Raw genomic sequence first — 22229 nt, 5'->3', positions numbered from 1 at the left:
TCCTTAGCTGCTGGCCTTCATCGCGGCCTGGCCCTGCTGGACCGCGCGCACGATGTTCTGGTAACCGGTGCAACGGCAGATGTTGCCGTCGAGCTGCTCGCGAATCTCGGCTTCACTGGCGTTGGGGTGGCGCTGGCAGAGGTCCACCGCGCTCATCAGCATGCCGGGCGTGCAGAAGCCGCACTGCAGGCCGTGGCACTCCTTGAACGCCGCCTGCATGGGATGCAGCGTGCCGTCGGCCGCCGCGAGGCCCTCGACGGTGGTGATTTCCGCGCCGGGGTGCTGCACCGCGAGCGTGTTGCACGACTTTATGGCTCGGCCGTTGACCAGCACCGTGCACGCGCCGCACTGGGCGGTGTCGCAACCCACGTGCGTGCCTGTGAGACGCAGGTTCTCCCGCAGCGCCTGCACCAACAATGTGTTGGGTGCAACGTCGACACTGACCTGCCTGCCGTTGACCTTGAACTGGACCAGCATGTTGTCTGTCTCCTTGAAAATGTCCGGGGCGGAACATCCCCGGAGGGGACAGTCATTGTTGAACCGCACCCAAGTGGAAACCCTAGGCTAAACCCTAGGTCCGTGCGGGTTTTGCTCGACCCATGCGATCGAGCTGCAGCCATGGATCAGCTGGCGTCGTCGGCCAGCCGTTCCATGCAGTCGTCGATCAGCGCGTGCAGCTCAACCACGCGACGCGGGCCAAGCATCTCGTTGATGCGCTCCTGCGCGATGCGCCAGCGCCGCTGCGCTTCGAGGCGCTTGTCGCGGCCGGCCGCCGTGACGCTCACCAGCCGGCTGCGCTGGTCGGCCCCCGGCCCCAGCTCGGCCAGGCCGGCATCGAGCAGCGGGCGCAGGTTGCGCGTGAGCGTGGAGGGCTGGATGCCCATCTCGCGCGCCAGGTCCACGGGACGGATCGGGCCGAGCTTGGCGACATAGGACAGCAGCGAGTACTGCGTGCCCTTGAGCCCGGTCTTGCCGACCTCGGCGTCGTAGTGCGCCGCCACGCGGCGCATCAGCTGGCGCAATTTGAGGTTGGTGCAGCCTTGCGGCTTGACAGCGGCGTCCATGGCGTTTATTGTAGCTGCAACTGTTGCATATGCAAGTGTTGATCAAGGAGTATCGATGAGTGAAGTGAACCAGCTCGAGGCGTGGTTGGCGCTGGAGCGCGAAGTGAAGGCACGGATCGAAGCCGGCAGCGGTGTCGGCGTGGCCCGGCCGGAACAGGTGGCCGGCAAGAGCGGCCTGGAGATGTTGCAGGCCGTGCTGAGCGGCGAGATCCCGGCGGCGCCGATCTCCAAGACGCTGGACTTCGACCTGATCGAGGTGGAGCGCGGCCGCGTCGTGTTCCAGGGCACGCCCGGCCCTGCGCATCTCAATCCCATGGGCGGCATCCACGGCGGCTGGTATGCGACGCTGCTGGATTCGGCGCTGGGCTGCGCGGTGAACACCATGCTGCCTCCTGGAACGGCCTACACCACGGCCGAACTGAGCGTGAACCTGGTGCGCGCCATCGGCAGCAAGGCGCCGCGCGTTCGCGCCGAAGGCAAGATCATCCACTGCGGCCGGCAACTGGCCACGGCCGAAGCGCGCCTGTACGGGCCGGATGGCACGGTCTACGCGCATGGCACGACGACCTGCCTGGTGTTCGAGCTGAAGTGAAGGCGCCCGGCTCCGGCCCGACCTGTCACGGCTCATGGTCGGCTGCAGCGATGTGGCATGACTCGTTCTGAGCCGCTTGCGGTTCTCGCCCATCACCGTTCTTGATGGCAGCGGTGCGAGGCTTTGTGGGCAGAAGGCCGAGGTAGATCCGTCAGGAATCAGGTGTACGCTTGGCTGGCGCTCACGCACATTGGCCTCGAACCTTGGGCTTCAGGAGGTGCAGGATGAAGGAGGAACCCGTCGTGTTCTTGCCGCCTGGGGCCGTGCGCCAATCCCTTCCGGATAAACAAAAACCTCGCATCAGGTTGTCACGCAACGGACCCTATCTGGTTGCGGTCGACGACCTGACGAATTCGAAGGGAGAGCGGCTCCAGGGCTGGAACGGCGTCGCCTTGTGTCGCTGCGGCGCTTCGCACAAAAAGCCGTTCTGTGACAGCTCCCACATCCGGATCGGATTTTCGGACGATCAGCGACCGGACCGCACGCCGGATGGCGTCGTGGACTACCCGGGCGCCAACCTCGTCGTGAGCTTCAACCGTCTTCAGTGCTCGGCGTCGGGGCGGTGCGCCAAGTCGCTTCCGCTGGTCTTCCGCGAAGGAGAAAGGCCATGGATCCAGCCGGATCGGGCCGACGCAGACGCCATCGCCGAAGTCGTTCGACGCTGCCCATCGGGCGCGCTTCGATACACATGGCACGGCCAACCCGGACCCAGTGAGGCGCGTGCTCCCCGCATTCGGATCGCGCGAAACGGCCCCTATGAGGTCGAGGGATTTGATCTTGACACCGGGAACTGGAGCGAAGGCGCCTCGCGTGAGCGCTATACCCTCTGTCGGTGCGGCGGATCGAAGAACAAGCCGTTCTGCGACGGTACGCACCGCAGCATCAATTTTCAGGACGACGGCAACTGAATCCGTAGGCTGCCGCCCTCACCCCCTGCCCTCTCGCAGAGCGAGAGGGCGCACGACCTCAGGGACGCAACAAGCTTTCGAGCATCAAGCCCGCCGCCAGGCAGCGGCTGTCTTCGCCCGGCGGCGCGATCACCTGCAGGCCCATCGGCAAGCCGTTGACGCCAGTGGCGCCGGGCACGTTCAGGCAGGGCGTGCCGAGCAGGGTCCAGGCGCGGTTGAAGGTCGATGTGCCCGTGCTGGCATAGCCGCCAGGCGGCTCGTCCGGCGCGCTCGGCGTGAGCAGCACGTCGATGCCCGGCAGCCATGGCGCGCAGGCCAGGCGCGCGCCGGCCGCGACGGCCTGCGCCGCGGCGTAGTCCGGGTCGCCAATCTGGCGTGCCTGCAGCAGGTAGTCGCGCAGCAGCGGCGACAGGCGATCGAGGTCCGTGTCGATCTCGCGCGCCAGCGAGCGCGCTGCTTCCCAGCCCTGTATCGCGTCGTGGGCGTGGAAGGCGTCCCCGGCCCAGGCCGGCAGCTCGCATTCGACCACGCGGGCACCGGCTTCACGCAAGCGCTTGGTCGCCAGATCGAGTGCCTGCGCCGCACTGTCGCTCAGTGCGCCCCAGGGATATGACCGCGGAATGCCTACGCTCCATGAGGTGGGCGCTGCCTGCCGGCCGGCCTGGATGCGCCTGCCACTCACGGCCTGGGCGAAGCGGCCGACCTCGCCCACCGAGCGCGCGAACAGGCCCACGGTATCGAGTGACCAGGAGAAGGACTTCATGCCCGCGGTCGGCAACATGCCGAAGGTCGGCTTGAAGCCAACGACGCCGCAGTACGAGGCCGGCCGCACGATGGAGCCGCCCGTCTGCGAGCCGATCGCCAGCGGCACCAGCCCGGCCGCCACCGCCGCGGCCGAACCTGCGGACGATCCACCCGGGGTGCATCCCGGCGCGGCCGGATTCAGGGTGGCCGCGGGATGCAGGTAGGCGAACTCGGTGCTGACGGCCTTGCCGATCACCAGGCCGCCCGCCTGCCGGATGATCCCCACCATGGCCGCGTCGGTGGCCGGCTGGTGGCCCTCATAGATCGGCGAGCCGTAGCCTGTAGGCAGGTCGGCGGTGTCGAAGATGTCCTTGACCGCCACCCACTGGCCCGCCAGCGGGCCCTTCAGCTGCCGCGCCAGCTGTTGCACGGAATCCTCGTCGCGCAACGCCGCGAAGGCCTTCAGTGCAATGTCGGCGGCGCGGATGCGGTCCAGGCCTTCCATCATGACGCCTGGGTCCAGCCGCCGCCCAGGGCCTTGTACAGCAACAACTGGCTTTGCAGCTGCTGGGCGCGCGTTTGCACCAGCAGCAGCCGCGCGGTGTAGAGCGCGCGCTGCGCATCGAGCAGGTCGAGGTAGCTGGCCACGCCGCTGTTGTAGCGCAATTCCGAGAGCTTGAAGCGAACGGCTTCCGCCTCGACCGCGCGCTGCAGCGCCTGCACCTGGTCGCCGAAGGTAGCGCGCCCGGCCAGCGAGTCCGCCACCTCGCGGAAGGCCGACTGGATGGCGCGTTCGTACTGCGCAATCGCGATGTCGCGGCCGGTCTCCGTGGCCGCGAGATTTGCGCGGTTGCGGCCGGCATCGAAGATCGGCTGCACCAGGGTCGGTGCCACCGTCCAGTTCCATGCGCCGCCCTGGAACAGACGCGAAAGCTCGCTGCTGGAGCGGCCAACGCCGGCCGTGAGCGTGATGCGGGGGAAGAACGCGGCGCGCGCCGCACCGATGTTGGCATTGGCGGCCATCAGCAGTTGCTCGGCCTGTCGCACGTCCGGCCGGCCCGTCAGCACTTCAGAGGGCGTTCCCGCCGGCAAGTCCGGCAGTTGGACCGATTCGGTGCTCGCCGAAGTCTGGAATTGCGCCGGCACCGGCTGGCCAAGGAGCAGCGCCAGCGCATTGAGGTCGAGCGCGCGTTGCCGCGTGAGCTGCGCCAACGCTGCCCGCGCGGTCTCCACCAGCGATTCGGCCAGCCGGAAATCCAGCTCGGAGGTCGCGCCGTTCTCGAAGCGCAGGCGGGTCAGGCGCAGCGACTCTTCGCGCGTGGCCAGCGTCTGGCGGGTGATCTCCAGCGCCTCGTCATCGGCCACCAGCGCCACCCAGGTGGCGGCGACACTGGACACCAGGCTGATCTGCGCCGCCTTGCGCCCTTCCTCGGTCGCGAAAAATTCAGCGAGCGCCGACTGGCTCAGGCTCGCCACGCGCCCGAACAGGTCCACTTCCCAGGCCGTGAAGCCCAGGGCCGCGGTGTACTGCGTGGTCATGACGCCCGAGGTGTTCGGCGCGCGCGATCCCGCCACCGTGACGCCGACGGTCGGGAACTGGTCAGCCCGCTGGATGTTGTACGCCGCCCTGGCCTGCTCGACGTTGAGCATGGCGATGCGCAGGTCGCGGTTGTTCACCAGCGAAATGCCGATCAGCTGCTTCAGGCGCGCATCGGCAAAAAAGTCCTGCCAGGGCAGCGCGGCCGCCGCCGGCCCTTTCTCCGCCGAGGCATAACCCCAGTTGTCGGGTACCGGCGCCGCCGGCCGCTGGTAGGCCGGGATCATCGAACAGGCGCCCAGGAACACGGAGGCGCCGAGGGCAATCAGTTTCTTCTTCATTCCGCGCTTCCGGGGACGGCCCCTTTGTCCAGCTCGTGCGCGTACATGCGCCGCTGCCGTTCGCTGCCCTTGAAGAGCTTGCGTATCACCACGAAGAACACCGGCACGAACAGCACCAGCAGGCTGGTGGCGGTGAGCATGCCGCCCATCACGCCGGTGCCGATGGCGCGCTGGCTGGCCGAGCCGGCGCCGGTGGCGATCACCAGCGGCAGCACGCCCAGGATGAAGGCCATCGAGGTCATGATGATCGGGCGGAACCGCAGGTGGCAGGCCGCCAGCACCGCCTCGGTCAGGCTCTTGCCCTGCGCGTGCAGGTCCTTGGCGTACTCGATGATCAGCACCGCGTTCTTGCCCGACAGCCCGATGATGGCCACCAGGCCGACCTTGAAGTACACGTCGTTCGGAAAACCGCGCAGCGTCGCGCCCAGCAGGGCGCCGACGATGCCCAGCGGCACCACCAGGATCACCGAGATCGGGATCGACCAGCTCTCGTACAGCGCCGCCAGGCACAGGAACACCGCCAGCAGCGAGAAGCCGAGCAGCACGGCCGCCTGCGCGCCCGACAGCTTTTCCTCGCGCGAGATGCCGGTCCACTCGTAGGCGAAGCCGGACGGCAACTGCGCCGCCAGCCGCTCCATCTCCTCCATCGCCTCGCCGGTGCTGCGGCCGGGCGCCGCGTCGCCCGCGATGCGCATGGCCGGATAGCCGTTGTAGCGGATGGTCTGCATGGCGCCGGTCACCCAGTGGGTACTGGCGAAGGCCGACAGCGGCACCGGCACGCCCCGGCTGTTGTTGGCCGTCAGGCGCAGCAGGTCTTCCGGCTGCATGCGCGACGGCGCGTCGGCCTGCACCACCACGCGCTGCAGGCGCCCGCGGTTCGGGAAGTCGTTGACGTAGGACGAACCCAGCGAGGTGGACAGGGTGGAATTGATCGAGTCGAAGGTGACGCCCAGCGCATTGGCCTTGTCCCGGTCGATGTCGATCTGCAGCTGCGGCGCGTCCTCCAGGCCGTCCGGACGCACGCCGGCGACGATCTTGCTCTGCGCCGCCAGCCCGAGCAGCTGGTTGCGCGCTGCCACCAGCGCCGCGTGGCCCTGGCCGCCGCGGTCCTGCAGCCGCATGTTGAAGCCGGTGGCCGTGCCCAGTTCGGGAATCGGCGGCGGACTCAAGGGGAAGATGAAGGCGTCGCGGATGCCCGACAGCGCCCCGAAGGCGCGGCCGGCAATCGATTGCGCCGTGTGCTCGCTGCCCTTGCGCTCGCTCCAGTCCTTCAGCGTCACGAACGCCAGGCCGGCGTTCTGCCCCTGGCCGGAGAAGGAGAAGCCCAGCACGCCCACCATGCTCTGCACCTCGGGCTGCTTGAGGACGAAGTCCTCCACCTGCCGCATCACCGAGGTGGTGCGCTCCACCGTGGCGCCGGGGGGTAGCTGCACATTGATGATCAGGTAACCCTGGTCCTCGTTCGGCAGGAAGGAGGTCGGCAGGCGCCAGAACAGGAAGGCCACGGCCACCAGCACACCGGCGTAGACCACGAGTGCCCGGGGGATACGCCGCAGGATGCGCGCCACGAAACTCTCATAGCCCTTGGCGGTGCGTGCGAAGCCCCGGTTGAAGCGGCCGAAGAAGCCGGTCTTCTCCATGTGGTGGCCGGCCTGCATGGGCTTGAGCAGCGTGGCGCACAGCGCCGGCGTGAGCGACAGCGCCATGAAGGCCGAGAACGCGATGGAGCTCACCATCACGGCGGAAAACTGCTTGTAGATGTTGCCCACCGCCCCGCCGAAAAAGGCCAGCGGCACGAACACCGAGATCAGCACCAGCGTGATGCCGACGATGGCGCCCTGGATCTGGCCCATGGCCTTGATCGTCGCCTCGCGCGGCGGCAGCCCCTCCTCGCTCATGATGCGCTCGACGTTCTCGACCACCACGATGGCGTCGTCCACCACGATGCCGATCACCAGCACCATGCCGAACATGGTCAGCACGTTGATCGAGAAGCCCAGCGCCGACAGCACGGCGAAGGTGCCCAGCAGCGACACCGGCACCACCACCGCCGGGATCGCGGTGTAGCGCAGGTTCTGCAGGAACAGGAACATCACCAGGAACACCAGCACCATGGCCTCGAGCAGGGTCTCGACCACCTGCGAGATCGAGATGCTGACGAAGCGCGAGCTGTCGTAGGGGATGCCCCACTTCATACCCTTGGGGAAGAAGCGCGACAGCTCCTCCATGCGGGCCCGGATCGCCTTGGCCGTGGCCAGGGCGTTGCCAGTGGGCGCCAGCTGCACACCGATGCCGGTGGAGGGCCTGCCGTTCAGCCGCGCCGACACCGCGTAGCCCTGCGCGCCCAGTTCGATCCGCGCCACGTCGCGCAGGCGCACCGTCGAACCGTCGGTGTTGGCGCGCAGCACCAGGTTGCCGAACTCCTCGGGCGAGGTGAGCTGGCCGTTCACCACGATGGTGGCGGCGATGCCCTGGCCGGCCACGTTCGGCATGTCGCCGATCGCGCCGGCCGATACCTGCGCGTTCTGCGCGCGGATGGCCGCGTTGACGTCGGTGGCCGACAGGTTGAAGGCGATCAGCTTGGCCGGATCGAGCCAGATGCGCATGGCGCGCTCGGTGCCGAACAACTGCGCCTGCCCGACGCCCGGGATGCGCTGGATCTCCGGCAGCACGTTGCGCGAGGCGAAGTCGCCCAGCGCCACCGGGTCCCAGGCCGGGTCATCCGACGACAGGATGGTGAACAGCAGGAAGTTGCTGCGCGACTTGTCCACGCGCACACCCTGCTGCGTCACCGCGGCCGGCAGGCGCGGCGCCGCGCGGCTCAGGCGGTTCTGCACGTCCACCTGTGCCAGGTCGGGGTTGGTGCCGGACTCGAAGGTGAGCGTGATGGCGCCGGTGCCGTTGGCCTGCGCGACCGACTCCATGTAGATCAGGCCGGGCGAGCCGTTCATCTCCTGTTCGATGATGGACAGCACGGTGTCTTCCAGCGTCTGCGCCGAAGCGCCCGGATACACCGTATTCACCACGATGGATGGCGGCGCGACCGAGGGGTACTGCGCCACCGGCAGCTTGCTCACGGCCACGCTGCCCATCACCAGGATGAACAGCGCGATCACCCATGCAAAGACCGGGCGGTCAATGAAGAACCTGGACATGCGGCGACCTCAGGGCTTGGCCGGCGCCGAGGCGGAAGCCGTCGCCGAAGCCGGCGCGGAAGCGGCCTTGGCGGCAGCGGCGCCGGGCGGCGACCAAGGCACCGGCTTGACGGGCGCCCCGGGATGCAGCTTCTGGAAGCCGTCGACCATCACCGTCTCGCCGGCCTTCAGGCCGTCGAGGATGACCCACTTGCCGTCCTGCTGGTTGCCGATCTTCACGTTGCGCGGGCTCACCTGCCCCTGCGGGTCGACCACCATCACGCTGTCACCCTGGGGCGAGCGCGTCACCGCCTGCTGCGGCAGCAGGACCGCATTGCCGACCTTGGCCTGCTCCAGTCGCACGCGCACGTACAGGCCCGGCAGCAGCAAGCCGTTGGGGTTCGGCACTTCAGCCCGCAGCGTGATCTGGCCGCTGGTCGGGTCGACCGACAGGTCGGAGAACAGCAGGCGCCCCGGTTGCGGGAACTCGCTGCCGTCCTCGAGCATCACGCGCACCAGTGCCCCATCCTGCCCCGGCGCCCGCTTCAGCCGGCCTTCGTTCAGCGCGCGGCGCAGCCCCAGCACTTCGCTGGCCGACTGCGTGAAGTTGACGTACATCGGGTTGATCTGCTGGATCAGCGCGAGCTGCGTGGCTTCGCCCTGCCCCACCAGCGCGCCCTCGGTGACCAGCGCCCGCCCGATGCGGCCGGAGATCGGCGCCGTCACGGTCGCGTAGTTCAGGTTGATGCTCGCCGTCTGCACCGCCGCCTTGGCGGCCGCGACTTCGGCCCGGGCCTGCTGCTCGGCGGACACGGCATTGGCGTAGTCCTGCTTGCTCACCGCGTTGGCGGCCACCAGCGGCTTGTAGCGCTCGGCCAGCGCGCTGGCCTGGACCAGGTTGGCCTCGGCGCGCGCCAGCGTCGCCTGGGCGCTGGCCTGCTGCGCCGCGTAGGGGGCGGGATCGATCTTGAACAGCGGCTGGCCGGCGCGCACGTCGCTGCCCTCGCGGAAGAGCCGCTGCTGCACGATGCCGGCGGCGCGGGCCCGCACCTGCGCCACGCGCGAGGCTTCCAGCCGGCCCGGCAGTTCGGTGATCAGTCCCACGTCGCCCGGGGTGACGGTGACAACGCCAACTTCGGGCGGCGGCATGCCGCCACCGGGCGCGTTCTGGGCCTGGCCGGAGGGGCTGCAAGCGGCCGAAAGTACGCCGGCGCTCAGGACGGCCAGCAGGAGTCGAAGGCGTGACGCGCGCGACAAGGTCATGTGATGCGAGAAAACTTCTTCTTTAAAAAAAAGACCGCCGCGCCAAATGGCGCGGCGCTCCGCGGGTGCTCCGGGCAGTATAGGGAAACTGGTGAAAAGCTGCCTTAGTCAGGGATTAGGGCCCGGCCAGGCGCTTGGACAGCCGTAGCGCGGCGATGCGACCGCCGTAGTAGCCCGGCACCGTGCCCGTCCGCCGGTAGCCCTGCAAGCCGTAGAAGGCCAGCGCCACCGGGTTGTCGGCGCGCGCCTCCAGCACGATGCGCTCCAGCCCGGCCGTTCGCGCGCACTCTTCCAGCCATTCCAGCAGGTGCCGCCCAATGCCGCCCTCGCGCCGCCCGGGATGCACGGCCAGCAGCGTCAGGTGCGCCTTGTCCTCGCCGTATTCCATGATCCCGAAGCCGACCAGCTCATCGCCGTCGTGCGCCACCGCCACGTTGGTGGCGGGGTGGCGGATGGCGCGCAGCACGCGCGCCGCGGTCCAGCTCCAGCCCAGCCCCTGCTCGATCTGGTCGCGTGACATCTCGGCAATCGCGTATGCGTCCCTTGCCGTGGCGAGCCGGATGCTGGGCAGCACTATCATGGCTGCGTCAGCATACCCCCATATGTAAAACCATGAGACTGCTACACACCATGCTGCGCGTCGGCGACCTGCAGCGCTCGATCGACTTCTACACCCGCGTGCTCGGCATGACGCTGCTGCGCACCACCGACCGGCCCGAACAGAAGTATTCGCTGGCATTCGTCGGCTACGGCACCAACCCCGAGCACGCCGAACTCGAGCTCACCTACAACTACGGCGTGGACCAGTACGAGCTGGGCACCGCCTACGGCCACATCGCGCTGGGCGTGCCCGACGCTTACGCCGCCTGCGACAAGATCCGCGCGAGCGGCGGCAACGTCACCCGCGAGCCGGGGCCGGTCAAGGGCGGCACCACCGTGATCGCGTTCGTCACCGATCCGGACGGCTACAAGATCGAACTGATCCAGCGCACAGGCGAAAGTGCCTGAGAACTGTCCTTTCGGAGCACACCAGATGGAACCCAGCGTATTCACGCGCATCGTCCGCGGAGAGTTGCCCGCGGCCAAGGTCTACGAAGACGAGCACACCATCGCGTTCATGGACGCCGGCCAGGTCAACCCCGGGCATGTGATCGTGGCGACCAAGCGGCAGGTGGAGACGGTGATGGAGCTTGACGACGAACTCGCGGCGGCGGTGTTTCGCACGGCCGCCAGGGTGGCGCGGGCGGTGGACCGCGCCTACCAGCCCGAGGGGATCACGCTGTTGCAGGCGAACAAGCCCGCAGGCTGGCAGACGGTGCCGCACTTCCACATCCACGTTCTTCCGCGCCACGAGGACGACGGCGTGACGCTCGGGTGGCCGCGCAAGAATCCGACGCTGGAAGAACTCTCGGTGCTGGCGCGGCGGATCGAGGTGAAGGACTGAGAGCCGCTGTTTCGGACTCTCGTGCCGGCAAGGCTGGCCCGGCACTGGCGCGCCACCTTGCCCCTCTACCAAGCGCATAGCAGTTCGGTCCCACCCAAATCGGGCGCTTTGTCCTTGCTGCCCTTGGCGGATCCCGGCCAGACTGGCACCGGGTGCAGCGCCTGGATGTTTCCCGGCCCAAACGGGGCAGACGCCGGACGCCAATCCCTCGGCGTTTTCACGCACCGCCCTATGCAGGCCGACTGTCAGCCTGCAAGGTGCGCGTTGAGGAGAGTCTCGTGGACTTCGGGCACAGGTATTACTTCGAGCTTGGCCGCTTTGTCGACCAGTTCGCGCGAGTGGAGAAGTCGGTTCAACTGATTCTTTTCATGTCGGCGGAAGTCGACATCGTCCACGGCCGCGCGCTGTTCGCGGGAACGAAGAACCGCGAGGCCATCGCCCTGATCCGGAAGCTGCACGAATCCCGGGCTGGCAGGCTGCCGGCCGATATCGAGGATGCGTTCAAGCAACTGCTGGAAATCAACAGCACGCGCGATGCCCTGGTGCATTGGGGTGTCCGGCGATCACCGTATTCCGCTTTGGATTCCTTGCAGCCGGAGGACAGCGCTGATGAAGTTTTCTTACTTTCGAATTCGTTGACGGCCTACTCCCGGCGCTTGCTAAGGGGATATCCAATGTCCCCAGTGATCGTCCACTGCATGAGCAACGATCTGCGGACGATCGAGGTGAAGCTGGAGATGTTTTTGCTCGACCTCAATGGCGGCGGCCCGAAGCAGGCGGGCCGGACCGCGCTCGCAGCGCGCCCCTGGTTCTATAAACCGCCTCAGGTCATTCCATTTCCGCAAGCTCCACGAAGCGGGGCACTTGCCCGCCAGGAAAGGCAGCCATGAAGCCGAATGAACCAGGAACAGACAACGCCATGCAGATTGTTTATGGCGGCGCGATCCTTATCCTCGTGGTCGTCCTCGCCGTCACCGACGGCATCCTGGGCCTGGAAGGCGCCTGGAGCGCGCTGGCCGTCCTGGTGGCGGAAGCATGGTGGTGGCAAAGCGATCTCGTCTGGGAGCTCGGAACGCGACGCGTGCGTAAACAGGAGCGCGCCTGGGCGGCAACAAGCACCCAGGCAACAAGGACTTGATCGCCAACGCGCACCGTGCGCACCGGAGGCCAAGCCGAACTCGAAGGTCGATGCAGCGACGCAGGTGTCGGATCACCAGCCGGTGCTGGTGCAGCTCGGTTGAGGCAAATTCCTTCGATCAGTCGCGAAGCGCGGCAAAGCCCTGTCCTTCCAGCTCGAAATCTGCCCACCACATGCAGACGGCAGCCAATACGGCGGGAACCAGGGCAAGCAGCGGGAGCTGTGCTCCTCCGGGCACTCCCTTCACGTTTGCTACTGTGCTGAGGATGAGCAGCCACGGCGCCACACCTGCAAACCAGACTGTCGGAAGCTTGCCTCTTTCGAGGGCACGAAGCTGGGTACCCAGGCCCATGAGGACGGCCGAGACGGCGGCGATCGCCGCCCAGAATCCCTGCGTTCCGTCTGCGATCAAGACTATTTCGAGTGCAAGTACCGCCAACGTGGCCGGGATATGCGCCACGCGAAGCAGTCGATAGGAGCGTTGGCGAGCGGCATCCATGTTGGCGAAGGCACTGACCGCCCCGAACAGGGCGCACGCACACAGAGCCAGACTTGCCAGAAAAGAAGTCTCCATGAGCGACGCTCCATTGGTAGGTGCAATCTGGCCATGCTAACCACCGCTTCGCGAGCATTCAGTTCAATTGAGGAACCCAGGACAATTTCAGGACATTTCGACTAGGCTCACGGAGTCGTCCTGCCAATGATGGAGGTGGTGGACTATCGAGGAGTTGCCTTCATCCCAAGCATTCAAATTTCTGCCGATCTACGGTACAAAGCGTACCGGGGGGCTGCATAAAGCGAGTTCGCACGCCGGAACTCAAATCCGTGGGGGCGCCGTGATCACTCTTGAAGAACTCGCGAAGGTTCCGCTCTTCTCCGCGCTTTCCGAAAAGGAACTCGACTTCCTCGCCCGCTCCGTGGAAGACATCCGGCTCGTCACCGGCGAATACGGCGCTCACGAAGGGGAGGCACGGGCCCTGTTCGTGATGATCGAAGGCAAGACCGAGCTGACCAAGGTCATCAACGGCGTCGAAAGCGTCATCGCGATCCGGCTGCCGGGCGAGCTGGCCGGCGAAATCCCCATCACCCTCAGCACGCCGCTGCCGGCGAGCATCCGGGCCGTCGAGCCCTCCCGCATCCTCAAGCTCGATGCCAAGGTGTTCCACACGCTCGCGGCGATGGTGCCCCAGGTCGCTGTGACCGTGGGCGCGGCGGCGCTGGAACGCATGGAAATGCTGCGCAAGGCGGCCTCGCAGCCACCGGCCCCGGAGATCCTGCTGGTCGCACCGGAGCGGGACCCGGGCATGCATGCCATCGGCAGCTTCCTGCATCGCAACCAGATCGCCTTCGATTCCCTGGCGCCGGACGACCCGGCGCTGGCGGCACGGCTGGGCGGCCAGACGATGAGCGGCCCCTATCCGGCGGTGCAGCTGGCCGACGGCACCCGGCTGACGGCGCCGACCCTGCGCACGATCGCCAAGCTGTGCGGCTTGCAGGTCGCGCCGCGCCTGACCTACTACGACGTGGTGATCATCGGCGGCGGGCCGGCCGGCCTCACCGCCGCGGTCAATGCGGCCTCTGAAGGCTTGCGCACGGTGGTCGTCGAGTGTTTCGCCCCCGGCGGGCAGGCCGGCACTTCCACCCGGATCGAGAACTACCCCGGCTTTCCTTTTGGCGTTTCCGGCGACGACCTCGCCAGCAATACGCTGAAGCAGGCCAAGCGACTGGGTGCGGAAATAGTCGTGACGCGGCGGGTGGCGGGCGTCGACCTGGCCGCCATGACCGTCACCCTGGACAAGGACCAGGTGCGGACCAAGGCCATCGTGCTTGCCATGGGGGTGGAATGGCGGCGCATGGCCGTCGAGTCGGTCGACCGCCTCATCGGCAGCGGCGTCTACTACGGCGCGGCGCGCAGCGACGCCGGCCTGGCGCAGGGCAAGGACGTGTACCTGATTGGCGCCGGCAACTCCGCCGGCCAGGCCGCCTTGTTCTTTTCCAGCCATGCCAGTTCCGTGACGCTCATCGTGCGCGCCGAGTCGCTGGCTTCGAGCATGTCGCAGTACCTCATCGACCAGATGGCGACCAAGCGGAACATCCGGGTGGAGACCCGATCGGAGGTGATCGCCGGGCACGGGGACGAGCGGCTGCAGGCCATCGACGTCATCGACCGCAAGACCGGCACGACGACCCGGCGAACCACGGAGGCGCTGTTCGTCCTGATCGGCGCCCACGCGTCGACCGGTTGGTTGCCGGAGCAGGTCGCGCGCGATTCGCACGGCTTCATCCTCACCGGGTCCGACGCCCTGAAGCAAGGGCCCTGGGACAGCGGCCGCGAGCCCTTCGCGCTGGAAACCAGCGCCCCCGGCGTGTTCGCCGTGGGCGATGTGCGCTCCGGATCGGTCAAGCGCGTGGCGGCGGCGGTTGGCGAGGGCGGCATGGCCATTGCCTTCGTCCACCGGTACCTGCAGCTGGCGTCGAACACCCGCTGACCGGGACATCGCCAGGCCCGTCCTCGGGCCGCGTCGCGCCTGCCGAACGCAGGTGCCGCTCACTCGAGCGTGAAGCCCACCTTCAGCGTCACCTGCCAGTGGGCGACCTTGCCGCCCTGGATGTGGCCGCGTGTTTCGACCACCTCGAACCACTGCATGTTGCGGATGGTCTCGCTGGCCCGGGCGAGGGCGGCGTTCACCGCGTCCTCGATGCCCGTGGGGGACGATCCGGTGAGCTCGAGGATCTTGTAGACATGGTCGGACATGGCTGCTCCTTGGGGTCTTGCGTCCATTGTGACGAGGAAGCGCCGGTGCGAGCGCAGCCGTGCGCCGCCTGGCGAGTCCGTTAAGCCTAAGGTTCTCCGCCTTCGAGGCACCAAGGGTGGCGGGCCTGACCCCGCACAAACCCGCAACGCTGCAGTTTTCTTGATCTGTCATAGCGTTTGCGCGGCGCGATCGGCCTATCTTGCGCCGCACCTTCAGCCACAGGAGACAAGCGATGCGGAAGACAACCCTGGGTGCGGCGCTGGCGCTCGCGCTCGCGTTCGCCAGCCCCGCCGCCCGCGCGGCCGGTGACACGATCAAGGTCGGAATCCTGGCCGAAATGTCCGGCACCTTTGCCGACTTCGGCCAGCAGATCACCAACGGCGCGCGTGCCTACATGAAGCAGCACGGCGACACGGTGGCGGGCAAGAAGATCGAGCTCATCATCAAGGACACCACCGGACCCGCGCCCGACGTCGCCAAGCGCCTCGCCCAGGAGCTGGTGGTGAAGGACGAGGTCGACTTCATCGCGGGCTTCGGCCTCACGCCGAACGCCCTGGCGGTGGCTTCCATCGCCACCGAAGCGAAAAAGCCCACCATCGTCATGAACGCGGCCACTTCGGTCATCACCGCCAAGTCGCCGTACATCGTGCGAACCTCGTTCACCCTGGCGCAGGTGACCCAGCCGATGGCCCAGTGGGCCTACCAGAGCGGCGTGCGCAAGGTCTACACGGTGGTGGCGGACTACGGTCCGGGCCACGACGCGGAAGGTACCTTCAAGAAGACCTTCACCGCCCTCGGCGGGCAGGTGGTCGGCGAGGCGCGCGTGCCGCTCAAGAACCCCGAGTTCAGCCCCTTCGTCCAGAAGGTGAAGGACGCCCGGCCCGAAGCGGTGTTCGTGTTCGTGCCGGCGGGCGAACTCGCCGTGGGCTTCATGAAGGCCTATCGCGAGCGCGAACTGGCCAAGGCCGGCATCAAGCTGCTGTCCACCGGCGACGTGACGGAGGATGGCGTGATCGACGCGCTGGGCGACAACGCCATCGGCGTGATCTCCACCCACCAGTACTCGATGGCGCACGAGTCGCCGGAGAACAAGGCCTTCCTCGCGGCGTACGCGCAGGTTGCGCCGCAGCAGCGGCCCAACTTCATGGCGGTCGGTGGCTACGACGGCATGGCCGCGGTGTACGAAGTGGTGCGCAAGCTGGGCGGCAAGGTCGACGGCGACCAGGCCATGGGCGTGCTCAAGGGCCTGAAGATCGCGAGCCCGCGCGGCCCGATCCAGATCGACGCCGACACGCGCGACATCGTGCAGAACGTGTACGTGCGCGAGATCAAGAAGGTCGGCGGCAAGCTCTACAACGTCGAGTTCGACCACTTCCCCGCAGTCAAGGACCCGGGCAAGTAGCCAGGCGCCTACTGCGCGTCGCCCCGTGCACAGCTTCCTCGGCGTCCTGTTCGACGGCATCGCCTACGGCATGCTGCTGTTCCTGGTTTCCGTCGGCCTCTCGGTCACGCTGGGCATGATGAACTTCATCAATCTGGCGCACGGCGTGTTCGCGATGGCCGGCGGCTACCTGCTGGTCACGCTGACGGGCAAGGCCGGCATCGGCTTCCTCGCCGCGCTGCCGATCGTGTTCGTCGGCACCGCGGCCTTCAGCTTCGTGGTCGAGCGCCTGCTCTACCGGCCGCTGTACCGGGCCCCGCACCTGAAGCAGGTGCTGCTCACCGTGGGCATCATCTTTGTGGCCGTCGCGGCGGCGACCTACGGCTGGGGCCCGCAGCAGCAGCCGGTCGTCGTGCCCGAGGCCTTCAGCGGGCAGGTGCCCGTCTTCGGGCTGGAACTCTCGCGCTATCGCCTGCTGCTCATCGGCGTGGGCCTCGCCGTCGCGCTGGCGCTGGTGTTCGGGCTGGAACGCACGCGCTTCGGCGCGCGCATCCGGGCTTCGGTGGACCGGCAGAGCACGGCCGAGGCCCTGGGCATTCATGTCGGCCGGGTGTTCCAGCTGACGCTGGCGATCGGCTGCGGGCTGGCCGGCCTCGGCGGCGCGCTGGGCGTGAACGTGCTCGGGCTCGACCCGTACTTCCCGCTCAAGACCCTCGTCTACTTCCTGCTGGTGGTCGTCGTCGGCGGCGCGGGATCGGTGCCCGGCACGCTGCTCGCCGCCCTGCTGCTCGGGGTGGCGGACACCGCCGGCAAGTACTACCTGCCCGAAGCCGGCGCGTTCATCATCTACGCGGCCATGGTGCTGCTGCTCCTGCTGTTTCCCAGCGGGCTGCTGGGACGCAGGAGGCTGGCATGATGCTGCCGCCGCGCGTGCCGGCCCATCTGGTGGGCGCGCCGCCCTACCTGCTGCAGCTGCGGCAGCGCGAGCGCTGGAGCGCGGCCGAGATCGCGTTCTGGATCGCGCTGGTGGCGGTGTACTTCGTCTTTCCGAAGAACCTGCTGTTCGCCTCGCAGATCCTGATCTCCGGGCTGTTCGCCCTGTCCCTCGACCTGATCCTCGGCTACGCCGGCATCGTCACGCTGGGGCACGCCGCCTTCTTCGGGATCGGCGCCTACACCGCCGGCCTGCTGGCGGTGCACGGCGTGCGCGATCCCCTGGCCGGCCTCGCCGCCGCGGCATGCGCCGGCGCCTTCGCCGGCCGGCTCACGAGCTTCCCCGTGCTGCGCGGCAGCGACCTTGCGCGGCTGATGATCACCCTGGGCATCGGCTTGCTGCTCTACGAGGCGGCAAACCGCGCGACGGCCCTCACCGGCGGCGTCGACGGGTTGCAAGGCGTGGAGATCGGGCCGGTGCTGGGGCTGTTCGCGTTCGACCTGAAGGGCCGGGTGGCGTACGCCTACGTGCTGGGGGTCGTCTTCGTGCTGTTCGTGCTGGTGCGCGCGCTGATGGTCTCGCCCTATGGCCTGACGCTGGCGTGCATCCGCGAGAACCCGAAGCGCGCCCAGGCCATCGGCGTGCCGATCGGCGCTCGCCTGGGCAATGTCTACACCTTCTCGGCGCTGCTGGCAGCCGTCGCGGGGGCGCTGCTCACGCAGACCACGCAGTTCGTCGGCATCGACACGCTGGGTTTCCAGCGCTCGGCGGACGTGCTCGTCATGCTGATCGTGGGCGGTACGGCCCGCCTCTATGGCGGCTTCGTCGGCGCCGCCGTGTTCCTCATCGCGCAGGACCGCCTGGCCGACCTGAATCCCGTGTACTGGCTGTTCTGGCTCGGCATCCTCCTGATCGTGAGCACGCTCTATCTCGAAGGCGGGGTGGTGGGCGGCCTGCGGCACCTGGCCGCGCGGGTGCGGGGGCGGCGATGAACCCGGTGCTGGAAACGCGCGGGCTGTGCATGGCCTTCGGCGGCCTGAAGGTCACGCAGGACGTGAACCTGAAGCTCGAACACGGCGCGCGCCATGCGCTCATCGGACCCAACGGCGCCGGCAAGACCACCCTGGTCAACCAGCTGACGGGCGTGCTGCGATCTTCCGCGGGATCGGTCTGGCTCGAAGGGCGGGAGATCACGGGCCTGCGTCCGGACCAGCGCGTGCGCCGGGGGCTGGCGCGCACCTTCCAGATTAACACCCTGTTCCCGCAGCTCACGCCCCTGGAAGCCGTGGCCAACGCCATTTGCGAACGCGACCGCGACCGCCTCGGCGTGCTGCAGCGGCGCTTCCACGGTTTGACGCGCCGTCGCACCGAGATCGACGAGGCCTACGGGCTGCTGGAGCGGATGAACCTGGGCCCGGAAGCGCTGCGGCCGACCCGAGAGCTCGCCTACGGCAAGCAGCGGCTGCTGGAGATGGCGCTCGCGCTCGCCATCGGGCCGAAAGTGCTGTTGCTGGACGAGCCCGCGGCGGGCGTACCCGAGAGCGACGCCGAGGAACTGTTCGCGGTGCTCGCCGAGCTGCCGCGCGACATCAGCGTGCTGTTGATCGAGCACGACATGTCGCTGGTCTTCCGCTTCGCGGAGCGCATCACGGTGCTGGTCGGCGGCGCGGAACTCGTCACCGCCACGCCGGCGCAGGTCGCCGCCGACCCGCGGGTGCGCGAGGTCTACCTAGGCAGCCGTCATGGCTGAACTGCTGGCACTGGAGGGGCTTTGCGCCGGCTACGGCGAAGGCATCGTGCTGGACGAATGCAGCTTCACGCTCGACGAGGGCGAAACGCTCGCGGTGCTCGGACGCAACGGCGCCGGCAAGAGCACGCTGCTGCTCACCGCGATGGGGCAGACGCGGGTGCGCCGCGGCGCCATCCGCTGGTGCGGGCAAGACCTGATCGGCGTGCCGCGCCACCGCCGCGCGGCACTCGGCCTGGGGTGGGTGCCGCAGGAGCGCGAGATCTTCGATTCGCTGAGCGTGGAGGAGAACCTGACGGTGGCGGCGCGCCCCGGACGCTGGGACCTGGCCCGGGTCTACGGGCTTTTTCCGCGCCTGCGCCTGCGGCGGCGCCATTGGGGCAACGAACTGTCGGGGGGCGAGCAGCAGATGCTGGCGATCGGCCGCGCGCTGATGCTGAACCCGCGCCTCTTGCTGCTGGACGAACCCCTGGAGGGCCTGGCGCCCGTCATCGTGGAGGAGGTGTGCGCCGGCATCGAGCGCATGGTGGCCAGCGAGGGCCAGTCGCTGGTGCTGGTGGAGCAGCACGTACAGCAGGCCCTGGCGCTCACGCAGCGCTGCATCGTGCTGGAGCGCGGCCGCATCGTGCACGCCGCCGGCAGCAGCGACATGGCGCAGGACGCGGGCCGGCTCGACCGCTGGCTGGGCGTGCGGCAAAGACTCGAAGGAGAACCCGCATGAATGCGGCCGAACAACTGCTCGCCACCGGCGCCGACGGCACGACCGCCCTGGAGTGCGGCGACCAGCGCATGACCTATGCGCAGCTGCGCGAGCAGGTGCGGCGCTGCGCCGGCGCCTGGCGAAGCCGCGGCGTCGAGCCGGGCGACCGCGTGTTCGTGATCGCCCCCGACAGCATCGACTGGGTGGTGGCCTACCTCGGCGTGATCTGGACCGGCGGGGTGGCGGTGGGCGTCAATCCGCGGCTGCCCGCGGCGGAACTGCTGCCCATCCTCGACGACAGCGCGCCGCGCTTCGTCTGGTGCGAAGAGCCCGTCGCCTGGCCACGCCTGGTGCGCAACGACGCGCTGTGGCAGCGCGAGATCGCGGGCGCGCCGGCCTGCGACGCCATGCCGCGCGACGACGAGGCGCCGGCGCTGTGGATCGGCACGTCCGGGACGACCGGCATCCCGAAGGGCACGATCCACGTGCAGCGGACGGTAACGCAGGCCAACGCCTTCGCCTGCGGCGTGCTGGGCCTGGGCGCGCAGGACCGGCTGTACGCCAGCTCGAAACTGTTCTTCGCCTACGCGCTGGGCAACAGCCTGTTCGCCGGCCTTCGCAGCGGCGCGACGGTGATCCTCGATCGCGAATGGCCCACGCCCGAGCGGGTGGAGGAGATGGTGGCGCGGCACAGCCCGACGCTGCTCTTCAGCGTGCCCACGCTCTACCAGAAGATGCTGGGCGCCGGCGTCGCCGCCCGGCTGGCGGGCCGCGGCATCCGCCACTTCGTGTCCGCCGGCGAGGCGCTGCCCCTGCCCACCCGCCGCGGCTGGCGCGACGCGACGGGGCTGGCGCCGGTCAGCGGCTATGGAACGACCGAGACGCTGTGCCTGATGCTCTACAGCGACGACGACAGCGGCCTGCTGCTGCCCACGCCGCACACGGAGATCGAATACAGCCACGCCGACCCGGCGATGCCGCAGCGGGTGTGGTTTCGCCATGGAACCGTGGCCGCCGGCTACTGGAACCGTCCCGAGGCGCAGCGTGACGGCTTTCGCCCGGGCGGCTGGTTCTCGCCCGGCGATCAGTTCCTGGTCCACGGCGACGGGCGCCTGGAATTCGCCGGCCGCAACGACGACATGCTGAAGATCGCCGGGCAGTGGGTCAGCACGCTGTGGGTCGAGCAGAGCCTGGCCGGCGCCTGCGCGGGCACGTTGCAGCAGGTGGCCGCCCTCGGGGTGACGAGCCGCGAGGGCCTGGCCGAGCTGGCGGTGCTGGCGGTGGCGGCGCCCGGCAGCCGGGAGGAAGCCGCGCGCCGCATGGCCACCGCCATCGAGGCCATGCCCCGTCACCGGCGGCCGCGCTCGGTGCACTGGCTGGAATCCCTGCCGCTCACCGCCACCGGCAAGCTGCAGCGCAGCCGGCTGCGCGCGCTGCACGCCGACATGGCCCGCTGACGAAGCGGCCATCGGCTCATTGGGTTTATCGTCGGGGTCTACGGCTTCGCAAAGGACGCCCGCTGGCCCAGCGGGGCTTTGACGCGGCGGGAGTTGGCTGATGGATCGCTTCAGGGCCTACCGGATCACGAATGAAGGCCGCGTGTCGGCTTCGTTCGCCGACATGGATGAGTCGCAGCTGGACCAGGGTGAGGTCGACGTCGACATCAGCTTCGCCAGCATCAATTTCAAGGATGCGCTGGCCGCGACCGGCCGCATGCCGATCATCCGGCGCTTTCCCTGCATCGGCGGCATCGACGCGAGCGGCGTCGTGCGCAGCTCGCGCTCGCCGCGCTTCAAGGCCGGCGACCCCGTCATCGTCCACAGCCATGGTTTCGGAGTTTCGCACCACGGCGGCTACTCGCCGCGCGCGCGGGTCCCGGCCGACTGGGTCACGGCGGTGCCGGCGGACATGACGCTGCAGCAGGCGATCACCATCGGGGTAGCCGGCTACACGGCCGCGCTGGCGGTGGAGCTGATGGAACTCAACGGCCTGGCGCCCGGCAAGGGCAAGGTGCTGGTCAATGGCGCCTCGGGCGGCGTCGCCAGCGTGGCGATCGACTTGCTGTCGGCGCGCGGCTTTCACGTCGTCGCGGCGACGCGCAAGCTGGCCGAACGCGGCTATCTCGAGGGATTGGGAGCGGCGGAAGTTGTCGACGCCGGCAGCCTGCAGGTCGGGAACCGGCCGCTCGAATCAGCCGTCTGGCAGGGCGCGGTCGATTCACTCGGTGGCGCCGCGCTGTCGGCGCTCACCCGGACCATGCAGAAGGACGGCGTCATCGCCAGCATCGGCAATGCGCTGGGGGTGGAGTTCAGCACCAACGTCATGCCCTTCATCCTGCGCGGGGTGCGCCTGATCGGCGTGAACTCCGACAACGACGTGGCCTTGCGCGACCACCTCTGGCACCGCCTGGGGACCGACCTGCGCCCTCGACACCTGGACCGCATCGCGCAGGTTCACTCCTTCGACGAGCTGCCGGAAATGATCGACGCCGTAGCGGACGGGCGCATCAAGGGGCGCACGGTGGTCCAGGTCAGGGCTTGAGTCGC

Annotated in this window: 23 protein-coding genes; 14 read left to right on the top strand and 9 right to left on the bottom strand. The window is 68.4% G+C overall.

Annotation, left to right across the window (positions count from 1 at the left end; genetic code table 11):
• Positions 1 to 3: 3 nt before the first annotated feature.
• A complete protein-coding gene (locus UC35_RS17420) occupies positions 4 to 477 on the bottom strand; it encodes a (2Fe-2S)-binding protein (RefSeq protein WP_061501904.1) in 474 nt (157 codons plus the stop codon).
• Between the two features lie 146 nt (positions 478 to 623).
• Positions 624 to 1064 (bottom strand): MarR family winged helix-turn-helix transcriptional regulator, encoded by a 441-nt coding sequence (locus UC35_RS17415; RefSeq protein ID WP_061501902.1) that lies wholly within the window; start codon positions 1062 to 1064, stop codon positions 624 to 626.
• A gap of 55 nt (positions 1065 to 1119) precedes the next feature.
• Between UC35_RS17415 and UC35_RS17410 the strand changes: the two genes are divergently transcribed.
• Together UC35_RS17410 and UC35_RS23265 are read left to right on the top strand one after the other, a co-directional pair.
• Positions 1120 to 1656, top strand: coding sequence for a PaaI family thioesterase (locus tag UC35_RS17410; protein ID WP_061501901.1), 537 nt, complete (start codon positions 1120 to 1122; stop codon positions 1654 to 1656).
• Between the two features lie 224 nt (positions 1657 to 1880).
• Complete coding sequence (locus UC35_RS23265) at positions 1881 to 2564, top strand: CDGSH iron-sulfur domain-containing protein (RefSeq protein WP_082793348.1); 684 nt, start codon at positions 1881 to 1883, stop codon at positions 2562 to 2564.
• A 58-nt stretch (positions 2565 to 2622) separates the two neighbouring features.
• Here the strand turns inward: UC35_RS23265 and UC35_RS17405 are convergent, their stop codons facing one another.
• From UC35_RS17405 to UC35_RS17385, 5 genes are all read right to left on the bottom strand, one after another.
• A complete protein-coding gene (locus UC35_RS17405; protein ID WP_082793347.1) occupies positions 2623 to 3816 on the bottom strand; it encodes an amidase in 1194 nt (397 codons plus the stop codon).
• Entirely contained in the window at positions 3813 to 5186 is a 1374-nt protein-coding gene (locus UC35_RS17400; protein WP_061501899.1) for an efflux transporter outer membrane subunit, read from the bottom strand. Before UC35_RS17400 ends, UC35_RS17405 begins: the two co-directional genes overlap by 4 nt.
• The gene (locus tag UC35_RS17395; protein WP_061501897.1) at positions 5183 to 8341 is read right to left on the bottom strand and encodes an efflux RND transporter permease subunit; all 3159 of its coding nucleotides are present in this window, start codon (positions 8339 to 8341) and stop codon (positions 5183 to 5185) included. Before UC35_RS17395 ends, UC35_RS17400 begins: the two co-directional genes overlap by 4 nt.
• A 9-nt stretch (positions 8342 to 8350) precedes the next feature.
• Positions 8351 to 9583, bottom strand: a complete 1233-nt coding sequence (locus tag UC35_RS17390) for an efflux RND transporter periplasmic adaptor subunit (RefSeq protein WP_061501896.1) — start codon at positions 9581 to 9583, stop codon at positions 8351 to 8353.
• A gap of 115 nt (positions 9584 to 9698) precedes the next feature.
• Positions 9699 to 10163 (bottom strand): GNAT family N-acetyltransferase, encoded by a 465-nt coding sequence (locus UC35_RS17385; protein WP_082793346.1) that lies wholly within the window; start codon positions 10161 to 10163, stop codon positions 9699 to 9701.
• 32 nt (positions 10164 to 10195) lie between these two features.
• On the opposite strand from UC35_RS17385, the gene gloA reads away from it, so the two are divergent.
• The 4 genes from gloA to UC35_RS17365 all read left to right on the top strand — a co-directional run bounded on the left by gloA (position 10196) and on the right by UC35_RS17365 (position 12165).
• Positions 10196 to 10591 (top strand): lactoylglutathione lyase, encoded by a 396-nt coding sequence (gene gloA, locus UC35_RS17380; RefSeq protein WP_061501891.1) that lies wholly within the window; start codon positions 10196 to 10198, stop codon positions 10589 to 10591.
• Between the two features lie 25 nt (positions 10592 to 10616).
• Entirely contained in the window at positions 10617 to 11027 is a 411-nt protein-coding gene (locus UC35_RS17375; protein ID WP_061501889.1) for an HIT family protein, read from the top strand.
• A gap of 278 nt (positions 11028 to 11305) precedes the next feature.
• A complete protein-coding gene (locus UC35_RS17370) occupies positions 11306 to 11917 on the top strand; it encodes a hypothetical protein (protein WP_145979518.1) in 612 nt (203 codons plus the stop codon).
• Positions 11914 to 12165, top strand: coding sequence for a hypothetical protein (locus UC35_RS17365; RefSeq protein ID WP_145979517.1), 252 nt, complete (start codon positions 11914 to 11916; stop codon positions 12163 to 12165). The genes UC35_RS17370 and UC35_RS17365 overlap by 4 nt, the downstream gene beginning before the upstream one ends.
• A gap of 118 nt (positions 12166 to 12283) precedes the next feature.
• Here UC35_RS17365 and UC35_RS17360 read toward each other — a convergent pair whose 3' ends face one another.
• A complete protein-coding gene (locus UC35_RS17360) occupies positions 12284 to 12739 on the bottom strand; it encodes a hypothetical protein (RefSeq protein WP_061501884.1) in 456 nt (151 codons plus the stop codon).
• A gap of 262 nt (positions 12740 to 13001) precedes the next feature.
• Here UC35_RS17360 and UC35_RS17355 point away from each other — a divergent pair, with 262 nt between their 5' ends.
• Positions 13002 to 14654: an FAD-dependent oxidoreductase gene (locus tag UC35_RS17355; protein ID WP_061501882.1), complete on the top strand. Its 1653-nt coding sequence runs from the start codon at positions 13002 to 13004 to the stop codon at positions 14652 to 14654.
• Positions 14655 to 14713: 59 nt separating this feature from the next.
• Here UC35_RS17355 and UC35_RS17350 read toward each other — a convergent pair whose 3' ends face one another.
• Positions 14714 to 14920: a dodecin gene (locus tag UC35_RS17350; RefSeq protein ID WP_061501880.1), complete on the bottom strand. Its 207-nt coding sequence runs from the start codon at positions 14918 to 14920 to the stop codon at positions 14714 to 14716.
• 233 nt (positions 14921 to 15153) lie between these two features.
• Between UC35_RS17350 and UC35_RS17345 the strand changes: the two genes are divergently transcribed.
• The 7 genes from UC35_RS17345 (at position 15154) to UC35_RS17315 (ending at position 22224) form a co-directional block, all read left to right on the top strand.
• A complete protein-coding gene (locus tag UC35_RS17345; protein WP_061501878.1) occupies positions 15154 to 16323 on the top strand; it encodes an ABC transporter substrate-binding protein in 1170 nt (389 codons plus the stop codon).
• Between the two features lie 25 nt (positions 16324 to 16348).
• Positions 16349 to 17218 (top strand): branched-chain amino acid ABC transporter permease, encoded by an 870-nt coding sequence (locus UC35_RS17340; RefSeq protein ID WP_082793345.1) that lies wholly within the window; start codon positions 16349 to 16351, stop codon positions 17216 to 17218.
• Positions 17215 to 18228, top strand: a complete 1014-nt coding sequence (locus tag UC35_RS17335) for a branched-chain amino acid ABC transporter permease (protein WP_082793343.1) — start codon at positions 17215 to 17217, stop codon at positions 18226 to 18228. Before UC35_RS17340 ends, UC35_RS17335 begins: the two co-directional genes overlap by 4 nt.
• Positions 18225 to 18986: an ABC transporter ATP-binding protein gene (locus UC35_RS17330; RefSeq protein WP_061501876.1), complete on the top strand. Its 762-nt coding sequence runs from the start codon at positions 18225 to 18227 to the stop codon at positions 18984 to 18986. The genes UC35_RS17335 and UC35_RS17330 overlap by 4 nt, the downstream gene beginning before the upstream one ends.
• Positions 18979 to 19704, top strand: a complete 726-nt coding sequence (locus UC35_RS17325) for an ABC transporter ATP-binding protein (RefSeq protein WP_061501874.1) — start codon at positions 18979 to 18981, stop codon at positions 19702 to 19704. The genes UC35_RS17330 and UC35_RS17325 overlap by 8 nt, the downstream gene beginning before the upstream one ends.
• Positions 19701 to 21140, top strand: coding sequence for an AMP-binding protein (locus UC35_RS17320; RefSeq protein WP_061501872.1), 1440 nt, complete (start codon positions 19701 to 19703; stop codon positions 21138 to 21140). The genes UC35_RS17325 and UC35_RS17320 overlap by 4 nt, the downstream gene beginning before the upstream one ends.
• A 100-nt stretch (positions 21141 to 21240) precedes the next feature.
• Positions 21241 to 22224: an acryloyl-CoA reductase gene (locus tag UC35_RS17315; RefSeq protein WP_061501870.1), complete on the top strand. Its 984-nt coding sequence runs from the start codon at positions 21241 to 21243 to the stop codon at positions 22222 to 22224.
• Positions 22225 to 22229 lie beyond the last annotated feature (5 nt).

Source organism: Ramlibacter tataouinensis, assembly GCF_001580455.1.
Lineage (GTDB): Bacteria > Pseudomonadota > Gammaproteobacteria > Burkholderiales > Burkholderiaceae_C > Ramlibacter > Ramlibacter tataouinensis_B.
The sequence above is the reverse complement of the archived record's forward strand: the minus strand, read 5'-3'. Positions and strand labels throughout refer to the sequence as shown.